At 54.9% G+C, this 9704-nt stretch carries 10 protein-coding genes; 5 read left to right on the plus strand and 5 right to left on the minus strand.

All coding sequences use genetic code 11. The features are described 5' to 3' along the window. Window positions 1–92: 92 nt before the first annotated feature. From ABM562_RS12785 to ABM562_RS12795, 3 genes are all read right to left on the minus strand, one after another. On the minus strand, window positions 93–839 hold the full coding sequence (locus ABM562_RS12785; protein WP_460422223.1) for a hypothetical protein: 747 nt from the start codon (window positions 837–839) through the stop codon (window positions 93–95). Between the two features lie 368 nt (window positions 840–1207). Continuing rightward, a complete protein-coding gene (locus tag ABM562_RS12790) occupies window positions 1208–1375 on the minus strand; it encodes a hypothetical protein (RefSeq protein ID WP_460422225.1) in 168 nt (55 codons plus the stop codon). Between the two features lie 214 nt (window positions 1376–1589). Continuing rightward, on the minus strand, window positions 1590–1742 hold the full coding sequence (locus tag ABM562_RS12795) for a hypothetical protein (RefSeq protein WP_460422227.1): 153 nt from the start codon (window positions 1740–1742) through the stop codon (window positions 1590–1592). A 390-nt stretch (window positions 1743–2132) separates the two neighbouring features. On the opposite strand from ABM562_RS12795, the gene ABM562_RS12800 reads away from it, so the two are divergent. Next, window positions 2133–3452, plus strand: a complete 1320-nt coding sequence (locus tag ABM562_RS12800; RefSeq protein WP_460422229.1) for a DUF6602 domain-containing protein — start codon at window positions 2133–2135, stop codon at window positions 3450–3452. Window positions 3453–3472: 20 nt separating this feature from the next. Here ABM562_RS12800 and ABM562_RS12805 read toward each other — a convergent pair whose 3' ends face one another. Together ABM562_RS12805 and ABM562_RS12810 are read right to left on the minus strand one after the other, a co-directional pair. Then, window positions 3473–4372, minus strand: a complete 900-nt coding sequence (locus tag ABM562_RS12805) for a site-specific integrase (protein ID WP_460422231.1) — start codon at window positions 4370–4372, stop codon at window positions 3473–3475. A 213-nt stretch (window positions 4373–4585) separates the two neighbouring features. After that, a complete protein-coding gene (locus ABM562_RS12810; RefSeq protein ID WP_460422232.1) occupies window positions 4586–5941 on the minus strand; it encodes a serine hydrolase domain-containing protein in 1356 nt (451 codons plus the stop codon). 122 nt (window positions 5942–6063) lie between these two features. Between ABM562_RS12810 and ABM562_RS12815 the strand changes: the two genes are divergently transcribed. From ABM562_RS12815 to ABM562_RS12830, 4 genes are all read left to right on the plus strand, one after another. Beyond that, the gene (locus ABM562_RS12815; RefSeq protein WP_233674352.1) at window positions 6064–6975 is read left to right on the plus strand and encodes a LysR substrate-binding domain-containing protein; all 912 of its coding nucleotides are present in this window, start codon (window positions 6064–6066) and stop codon (window positions 6973–6975) included. Window positions 6976–7301: 326 nt separating this feature from the next. Beyond that, entirely contained in the window at window positions 7302–8543 is a 1242-nt protein-coding gene (locus ABM562_RS12820; RefSeq protein WP_115086637.1) for a type II and III secretion system protein family protein, read from the plus strand. Between the two features lie 26 nt (window positions 8544–8569). Then, window positions 8570–9307, plus strand: a complete 738-nt coding sequence (locus ABM562_RS12825) for a tetratricopeptide repeat protein (protein ID WP_115086638.1) — start codon at window positions 8570–8572, stop codon at window positions 9305–9307. A gap of 2 nt (window positions 9308–9309) precedes the next feature. Then, window positions 9310–9570, plus strand: a complete 261-nt coding sequence (locus ABM562_RS12830) for a DUF3613 domain-containing protein (protein ID WP_115086639.1) — start codon at window positions 9310–9312, stop codon at window positions 9568–9570. Window positions 9571–9704: the final 134 nt, after the last annotated feature.

Consider the following 9704-nt stretch of genomic DNA (forward strand, 5'->3'; position numbering starts at 1 on the left):
GGCATTCGACAGGTTCGAGAAGTACTAGGCGATCATTCTGAAAAACCAAGGCTCTACCATCTCTCTCAGCCCCCCTTGCACCGCCTTTTACTTTATGGACTTCCATTTGCTGCATGATACCTCTGCACCGCCGCCTGCATTTCTCCCACGTACCTTTGAAAATCGCCGACGGCATGCTCCAAAAAACGTTCGTCCATCAGGACATCGTCAAAAAAGTTGACCGACACCCCCTCGGTTTTGCGAATGGCTGACAAGACCCTTTTTTCCGAAGGGCTCTTTTTACCATTGCGCGTGCTTATTTCGCTGTAGCCCTTAGCGGTGCCGTTGCTGTGAGCCATTACATTCCTGATAACAGTCAGATGATCCAGGTCTGAGATGCCTTGGCCACCAATGACCTTTTTGAGCATAGCGTGGGCCTTTTCTATTGGCCCCATACCCTTGAGCTCCCCCTCAAACCCAGTCAGTTCAAGCATAAACACCAGGCATTGACTCATACGGTGTTCGAACAACCCAAACATCGTAAGAAATGCTGAGCGGCGCGTGAGTTGGGTGATCATGAACTTGTACGTCAATAGCACTTCGTCAGAGTCATATCCGATAGAAGAGCCGCATGAGTAAAAAGTCCGTTGCCGCACGTAGCTTTCACCGTACTGATCGTAGGTTTCTTCTTCGTGCTCATGCTTCTTTATCAAATCTTCGGCTTCCTTGAGTGCAAGCGCCACATTTGTTTCTGCCTGCTCTGCGAGCATTCGCATGACAGAGATGGACTCGCTGAGGGCACACATATGAACACTGAAAATAAAGTCGAGCTTGGCCAAATTGCCTCCCTGCAGGCTCATTTTGAAGACACATGATTTTCTGGGCAGATCTGAGATCTGCTCAGCGTACATAATCCATCCGCGCCTCGATATCCCAGCCTGAGCTGGCGCCGACATAGACGTCTGCGCATGAAGGGCACGCCATGGATCTCGGAGGGCACGGCTGCAGTGCCCCACGATCAATCGCCCTGAACACAGGGCCATCTGGGCAGGGCCTGGCAAGCCATAAACTCCGGACGTTGGACGCCATGGGCGGATGCCTGCGGCACTGCTGCTAAGCGCTTCGTGCTCGCGAATCGGCGCTTCACACTGGCTGGTTCGAGACCCTCCAAGCCCAGCAGAAAACTCAGGGTCGGCTGCCCTGTGGCCAGCGATAGAGCTCTTGGCCTTCAGCTGTCAGGGGACTGATCTGACACCTGCATGGCTTCCAAGAGCGCTTCAAGCGCATCGAGCAAGCGTTGATCTTCACGAGCATCCCCGGTTTCCGGCCTGTGCGTTTGGCAATGCCGCATCAAGGCATCAAAATCGTTGCGGTTCAGGTCAAACTCAATAAACATCAAAATCCTCCAGGCTATCGCATGAGCGAAAGCCAGTTTAAATGACGACCTAGCGGCCTTGCTCTCTCTCGAGGACTAGAAAACGTGGTTCGGGACAAGCGTATTGAACACCAGTGTCGAAACGGCTGTATGGACACGAGCGTCTGAGCGCTATGGCGCTGACTTGGGACGGATACTCGACTCAGCGATCACAACCTACCGAAGGCCACCAGGGCTAGAGTCGCCTTCGCGCCTTTATGCCCAAAATATCGGTGAAGAAGGTATTGATGCATTGCACCATGCCTTGCTTCTCAATCGAGCAAGACAGTTCCATGTGCTCGATCCGGGCATCGAGATGCGTCACTGCCTGCGCTTGCATGTGGTTCACTGCTTGCGCACCTCGTCAATGATGGAGACGCGCCTGGCTGTATGCGCGACGAGCATCTTGCCGCCGACTTGGGGCTGTAGCTTGGTGCTGTTTTCGGATCTGAAGGATGCTAAGCGTCGAGAGCGGTACCGTCTTGATTGCTGATTCAGGTGCTTTCGGGAGGTGACCCTTCTGGATTTAGCTCAGTGAGCCAATGAGGTAGGATTGCCGCTATCTGGCAATTGGCCGGCCAGTACCCACCATTGCCTCATCAAAGAGCAGCGGCCATACGCCGGTCTTTCCGTCCTGTCTGAGATCTTCGCTACACCGAAGGCACACTGCCCTAGCGGCGTCAGACGCAGTATGCAATCTTAAATTCCCAGTTTTCTAAACTACGAAATAGGCGGGTAGATGAACCTGAAAATAATAGCGGATGCTTTAAAAGCGATCATGGATCGAGAGAAAGAGATTCTCAATCAGCATGAGGTTAAGCATGGCCCTACGATTGGCGATATGTACGAGGGGCTGACGAAATCGCTGCTTGAAAGGCTGAACTTGTCCGGTCTTGGGTTGAAAGTTGTTTCTGGGTTCATGAGAGCCGGCGAAGAGCTGTCAGGGCAGCTAGACTGCATGATTGTTATAGGTGAAGGTCAGAAAATAAATTATCTGGATAAGTACGTTTACCCGGCTCGGCAAGTGCTGGCCGTGATTGAGATCAAAAAGACTATCTACGCTCGTCAGTTTGAGGATGCGTATGGGCAACTTGCAGATGTGCTACGCGTATCCAGGCTGGATTTAAAGCTTCAAGAAGAGGAGGGAAGTCTGAAATTCAGCACTCTTCGCCCTGCCTTGGAGTATATGAAGGTGTTTGGAGAAAGGCCGCCTAAATATGATGATAAGAAGGTGCTGGATTTGAATAGGCGGATGGTATATCAGTGGCTGGTCGACGAGCATTTGGCGCCTCTGCGTATCGCCATTGGGTATTACGGGTTTAAGACGCAGTCAGGTTTTAGAGAGGCCATAGGGTCTTTTTATGAATCTAAGGAAAACTTAGCAGGTTATGGTGTTCTGGACATGCCGAGCTTGGTGATTAGCGAGAATTCATCCATAGTTAAGACAGCTGGTTTTCCTTACAGTGGAGCTTGGCATGATGAGGCGGGTTGGTTGTGGCTGTGTTCAAGCGGGGCGAATCCAGCCCTCCTGCTGCTAGAATTCTTGATTGACCGTATTGAAAGAATATTGGATGTGGCAATTGACCGTGGCGACGATGTCAATTTGGAGCTAAACAATCCTCTGATCTCAAGCTTGCCTTTATTTCTTGAGGACAGAGTCCTACGCGTCACTCACAATATAGTTCCTGCGGATGAAATGTACGAGAGCGATGGCACTGAACAATGGGAGCCTTACAGATTGACTCTAGAGGAGAAGGAATTGCTTGAGCTGGCTTCTGCTCGTGGAAGCCTGTTGGTGGCGGGGGAAGTTATGAATTCCTTTAGAGCTCGACACAACATTATAGATGCTAGCTTATTTATAGGAAAAATGTTGGCGGCAAGGGTGGTTTTGCGAACAAATGGTGAGCTTACTATTTATCCTGGCATGGTGATTGTGAAGGTGCAAGATGAGTTTTATTGTGCTGATAACTCTGGCGGGAGATTTGCTAAGTGGGTTGGCCTTGGATTCGGGAAGTCTTATGATGAGACAGTCTACTTGGAAGTGGGAGAAATACTCTGAGCTCAATCTTCGTAATGCTGTTATGAAAGGATCGTTTCTGACCTCTGCCACAGCAATTTCATCGGTTTGCCGTCACGCAGAGGGCGCCGTTCGCCCTGGATATAGTGCTCGTAGACCTCATACAACTGTGCGGAGATACCTACTGTCCGTCCGTGTGTTTTCAGCGCAGGCTCTTCAGCGCGCGGGTCGCCTGGGTCATGTTCGCGGTCATTGATGCTGACATAGGCATGTTGTGAACCCTGATTGATATCCGTGGTGTAGAGCTTCAGCAGCTCACCGCGCCGTATACCAGTCTCCAACAGCAATTCAATCATTAGCCAATTGCGCAACTGCAATCGTTCTGGAAACGGATTCTCTGCAGCGCCCGGGCGAATCAGTGTGCGAATGATCTGGAGTTGCGTATCTGTCAGGCTGCGGTAACGAGCATGGTCGGGGCGAACATTGATGATATGGCTCTCAAAGCGTCGTTCAATGACGTCGGCGACATCTGCAAATATCACCTCAATGTTAGCCAGGATGGTTGAATTTTGGCGAGCGCGCGGGATGTATCGGGTAACACACCAGGACAGGTATAGCTTCAGCAATCGCAGGTACTGGTCACGAGTACGCGGATCGATCTGCGGAAAAGGTGCCGTTTCAGCTTTGCCGATTCGGGCGACCAAGTTGTCGGCTTGACGGCCGCTTTGGAGCCAAATGGCGTAACCGTCCAGTAAAGCCAAAATCGATTCGAATTGGCAGGCCAAGATGGCGTCATCAATATTGAGGTCGCGGCTTTGGGCATAGGCATAGAAAGTCTGAATCGGATGAACGGGACAAGCATGGGCAATGGCGCCGCATTTCCAGTCTGCACGAGCAGCGGTACACGCTGACCTGAAGAGAAACGGCACTGAATCAGCTTCATCGGCAGCCACCTCATTCAATGACTCGCCATGAACACGAAGGACATGGCCCGTTGAGAGAGTGGACGTCAAAAGCGGGTTTGTCGAATCAGTGCCTTACGTGGCTCATGAACAAATAAAACATAGTACCTCGTTTAACATAATATACATTATGCGTAGTCATCTATAGAAGCACGCGGGTGGTGGCAGGACAGATTTCAATCCTGCCACCACCCGACTCCAGCCTCTACGACTTCAGTGCTCGGCGCCCAGCGCTTGACTCACGGCATTCACGAACAACGCCTGCTCGTCATACAGCGAGCTTGGTGTCTCTGCGTTCTTCCAGGTCGACCACTGCACCATCACCAGTTTCTCCGCTGGATTGATTGCGATGGTCTGGCCGTAAATCCCCAGCGCCCAGAACGTTTGCTCGCTGGTGGCGGTTTTCTTCGGCTCGGCATTGGCGTCCGGTGCCGGCGCCGAGTACCACCATTGATAGCCGTACTGACCATTAGGTGCCGATGGTGTCACCGAACCCTTGGCAGTCGTCCAGTGCGTCGAACGTGCAATCCAGTCATCCGGCAGTATTTTCTCACCGGATGGCAGCTGACCACCGCTGAGCACAAACTGGCCAAAGCGGCCCCAGTCACGCAATGCGGCGTTGAAACCGTGGCCGCCCATGTCGACCTTGTCTTTGACCAAGGCGTGCCAGATGCCATCCTGCTGCATGCCGTAACGGCTCCACACGCGGCTTTCCAGGTACTTGGCAATGGTCATGCCCGTGGCGTTTTCCAGCACGCGGCCCACCAGCCAGGCGCCGCCGGTGTTATAGGACCAGACTTCGCCCGGCTTGACCCCGGGTTTGCGTTTGACCGATTTGACCAGGTTGAGCACGCAGTCGTATGGCGCAGGCTTGGCCTCACACTGGGTCATATGGGAAAAATCGGAGTCAGGTAATGCGTAGTTTTCATCCCAGATCACGCCTGAGGTGTGCTGCATCAGTTGATGCAAGGTTACGTCTTGCCACGCCGTGCCTTTGAGTTCAGGGATATACAGGGTGATCTTGTCGTCCACCGACTTGATCTTGCCTTCCTTTATCGCCACGCCCACCAGCACGCTGACCACTGACTTGGCCACTGAGCGCGAGGTCCACAGGGTATTTTCGGTATTGCCTTTGCCGTAGTACTCGTAGGCAATCTTGCCGTCCTTGAGGATCAACAGGCCGGTGACGTTCTGGTTGGCGATGTAGTTATCGATGTTGTAGTTATTGCCGTTCATTGCATAGTGAATGGCTGGCATCGGGCTGCCGGCCGGTGCTAACGGCGATGGTGTGGCGCCTTGGTTACTGAATACATCGCCTTCGTACAGGCGGTAGGTATTACGAAAACCCACTACCCGCGTGGCCTGGTCCCAGGTCAGCATGTTGTGGGGATCGGGCAGCGTTTCGTCGTAGGGTTGCGGGCAGACTTTCAGCCCCGGAACGCCGCAGTCTACTGCTTGGGCGACAGCTGCCAGGCTAGCGCTGCTATGAGTTAAACCCAGTGTGGCGATGGCCAGTGCCAGCACCGAAAAAGCCTGGGTGGATTGTTTTTTTATTGTTCTGCGTAACATCAGCGCTTCCTCGACTTTCAATGAATTTCCGCCAGTCGCTTTCGAGCTTATCAACTTGCCGGAACTGGAAAAGAACAATAAAGTCCCGGTCGATATTAAAAAAACTAACAACAGTGAATGCCATGCCAAGCGACCGGCTTCCTCCGCTCAATGCCATTCGTGCCTTCGAGGCGGCTGCTCGCCTGGGCAGTTATGTCGCCGCTTCCCGGGCCCTGCACGTGACCCAGCCCGCAATCGGCCGGCACGTGAAAAACCTTGAAGACTGGCTTGGCGTAAAGCTGCTGGAGCGCACACCTCGCGGGGTTACCCTCACCGCGCCCGGGCTTGAGTTGCATCAGGCAGCGACCCAGGCACTGAAGATACTGGCCGATGCCGGCTCGAAAATCGCATGCCGGCAACAGGAACGCTGGCTGCGCATCCTCTGCGTGCCGGCGTTCGCTTCGCGCTGGCTGACGCCGCATATCGACGCTTTGCGCAGCCTGCGGCCGGGCCTGAAGCTGGCCATCGAACCCAACGCCTCGTTCACTTCGGTGGATGCCCGTCAAGCCGACCTGGGTATTGGCTATGGCTTGCCAGGTGAACACGCCGGGGTATTTCTGACCATGATCAAACCTGCAGTTTTCCCGGTCTGTTCGCCGGCGTACCTGGCGAAATTGCAGCGCGAAACCCTCCAGGTGCAGGACCTGCCAACCTGCGACCTGATCCACGTCGACGACGGTACCTGGTGGACCAGCTGGTTCGCGGCGCTGAAGTTAACGCTCAAGGTCAGGTCCAATGCCTCGCACATGAGCAACGACATTGCCTTGAACCTGGCCCGACGTGGGCATGGGATTGCTCTGGCGACCGATGTGCTGGTCAAGCATGAGCTGGCAGACGGCTCCCTGGTGCGCTGTACCGATGCGGCGGTCGCACTTGAAACCTATCAAGTACTGACACCGCAACAACCACTTTCGGAAGATGCCGTGTGGTTTATCGAGTGGTTGAATCAGGCCTTGCGCGAGGAGTTTCCCCACGCGGCCGTTGAACACGACTGAGCCGGAAAGCACGCTACTGCCCTGCTCTCTTATAAACTTAAAATATAACTCAACTAAATAACCATTTAGTTGAGTTATAAGTGACGAGCATAAAAAGGGCTTTGGTGGATAGCCACAGCCCCCCTGCTCCTCCTGTTTAGGGTGGCCTGGGCGCTACTGGAAATCGTTTTTTTACAATTCATAGCATTTTGACCTTTCTGCGCTAACGTCAAATAACAACGACAGTTATTCAAACCAAAAGAGCAGTCCCCTCTCGGGATCGCCAGGCGACCAATAGGTGTGAACGATCCGTATAAGCGGACCTAAACCAGACAAGGAAGCAGTGAATGAACAATGATTACGTGCAAGTACTCAAGCGAGCTGCGTGGACTTTGGTTTTCACTGGATTACCTGCCAGCATGGCCCTGGCAGCCCCCGGCAACTGTGCAACACTAGCCCCCCTACCCGCCGTCCTCGAAGTCGGTGAAGGCATGCAAACGGTGATGAGCTCGGATGTGGCCATCACTCGATTGGCTGTCGGCGATCCGAAAATCGCCGACGTGCACCTCAATGACAATAAAGACTTCCTGGTGACCGGTATTGCCCCCGGCGCTACCAGCCTGATGGTCTGGACCGCATGTTCCAGCTCACCTCGCCAGAGCATGGTGTTTGTCCAGGGCAAAGGGGCCGGTTCGCTGGTGAGCACGGTGATGCCGCCCTCGGAAGACCCAACGCTGCCCAGCCAGGTACAGACCGATATCCGCTTTGTCGAGGTCAGCCGTACCAAATTGAAAGAGGCCAGCACGTCGATCTTCGGCAAAGGCGGCAGTTTCCTGTTTGGCTCCCCCGGCACCGTCCCTCTGGTGACCGTGTCGCCCGGCCAGCTTGGCAACACGGCAGCCCGTATCCCGCTGGATAATGGCAGTTTCAATATCGGCTTCGGTGGCGGCAACGTGCTTGGCTTGATCAACGCGCTCGAAGGCAGTGGCTTTGCCTACACCCTGGCGCGTCCGAGCCTGGTGGCGTTGAGTGGTCAGAGTGCGAGTTTCCTGGCCGGCGGCGAGATACCTATCCCGGTACCCAGCAGTGGCAGCGACACGGTCACCATTGAATACAAAGAGTTCGGGATTCGCCTGACCCTGACGCCAACCATCATTGGCCGCGATCGCATCGCCTTGAAGGTGGCACCGGAAGTCAGTGAACTCGACTATGAAAACGGCGTGAGGATCCAGGACTTTATCGTTCCCGGGTTGAGGGTGCGCCGCACTGACACCAGTATTTCCCTGGCTGACGGTGAGAGCTTCGTGATCAGCGGCTTGATCAGTTCGACCAACACCTCATCGGTGAGCAAGTTCCCTGGCCTGGGCGACGTTCCGATTCTTGGGGCGTTCTTTCGCGACTCCACCATCAGCCGCGAGGAAAAGGAGCTGCTGATGATCGTGACCCCGCGCCTGGTACAACCGCTGGCGGCGGGTGCCCGACTGCCTACATTGCCGGGTGAAAAACTGCGTAATTACGACCCGAACTGGTTCCGTATGTATTTCCTCGAAGACGGTAACTTCGACAAGCTCAGCGGCTTGTCGAAATGAGCACCAGGACATTGCAGGAGCACAGCATGAAGACAATGATTGCGGCGTTGGGACTGGTGATGCTCAGCGGCTGCGCTACCGATGGAGGCGCACGATGGTCGGGCATGGGCTCGGCCTCGTGCGCCAAGCCGAGCCCGGATCAGGAGCTGTCGCTGAGCATGGCCGATGACATGATCAGTGACGGCAAGTTGCACGCAGGCTTGGCCAATCTGCAAAACCTGCCGCCTGACCTCGCGGCCGTGCGCCTGCGCAAGGCCAAGATCTACCGCATGCTTGGGCAAAACGAGGCCGAGCCGTTGTACCGCAGTTTGCTGGGGACTTGCCTCGCCGCCGAAGGGGAACACGGCCTGGGCCAGTTGGCCGCCGCGCACACCGACACCGAGCAGGCGCTAAAGCACTTGCAGCGGGCCGCGCAACTGTCCCCCACTGACGAGAAAATTCGCAACGACCTGGGCGTGGTCTACCTCAAGCAACTGAAACTCAAAGAGGCACGTTTCGAGTTCATTACCGCCATGGAATTGAAGCAGTCCGATCAGTTGGCGGCCGTCAACCTGGTGACCTTGCTGATTTATCAAGGCAACTGGAAGCAAGCCTCGGAGTTGGTCAGTCGCATGGGCTTGAGCCCCGAGCAAGTCAGCGAAGCCCAGGTACGCGCCGAAAAACTCAAAAGTTCGGCCAAGGCCGTAGCAGTACCCAGTGATCGGGTAGCAACGGTGCTCGATCCGTCGCCATCCGGTGTCAATCCGCCAACAACGCAGAGGTAGTGATGAAACAGAACATACTCAGCTGCCTGGGACTGTTGCTTCTTCCGCTCGCCGCCCAGGCCATCGAACCCGGTCCTTCATCGCCACAACAGCAGGAAACCGAAGCCTGGTTACTGCTGCAGTCTCGCGGTCAGGCCGCTTCGCCTATCCGGCAAACAGCCGCGGCCAGCGAGCGCGACCTGAGCCTGCAACGCTGGCTGGAGAGTTACAAACATCCCATCCCTCCGTTCTACAAGGAGTACTCCGGCGGACAGAGGAAGTAACCCTTAACAGCAATGGGGCCTCTGCCTCCAGCGGGTTTACCCGCTGGAGGCAGAGGCCCCATGTCGTTGAGGCTTGCCCGCCTCTGCTTACAGCTTTCCGAAGACCTTGAACACGCCAATGATTGCTGGGCCGA

This window comes from Pseudomonas sp. ZL2 (assembly GCF_054788455.1).

Bases quoted from the DNA above. Each gene is read 5' to 3' on its own strand.
- ABM562_RS12785 (WP_460422223.1), bottom strand. From the start codon at position 839: ATGAGCCTGCAGGGAGGCAATTTGGCCAAGCTCGACTTTATTTTCAGT.
- ABM562_RS12790 (WP_460422225.1), bottom strand. From the start codon at position 1,375: ATGTTTATTGAGTTTGACCTGAACCGCAACGATTTTGATGCCTTGATG.
- ABM562_RS12800 (WP_460422229.1), top strand. From the start codon at position 2,133: ATGAACCTGAAAATAATAGCGGATGCTTTAAAAGCGATCATGGATCGA.
- ABM562_RS12810 (WP_460422232.1), bottom strand. From the start codon at position 5,941: ATGTTACGCAGAACAATAAAAAAACAATCCACCCAGGCTTTTTCGGTG.
- ABM562_RS12815 (WP_233674352.1), top strand. From the start codon at position 6,064: ATGCCAAGCGACCGGCTTCCTCCGCTCAATGCCATTCGTGCCTTCGAG.
- ABM562_RS12820 (WP_115086637.1), top strand. From the start codon at position 7,302: ATGAACAATGATTACGTGCAAGTACTCAAGCGAGCTGCGTGGACTTTG.
- ABM562_RS12825 (WP_115086638.1), top strand. From the start codon at position 8,570: ATGAAGACAATGATTGCGGCGTTGGGACTGGTGATGCTCAGCGGCTGC.
- ABM562_RS12830 (WP_115086639.1), top strand. From the start codon at position 9,310: ATGAAACAGAACATACTCAGCTGCCTGGGACTGTTGCTTCTTCCGCTC.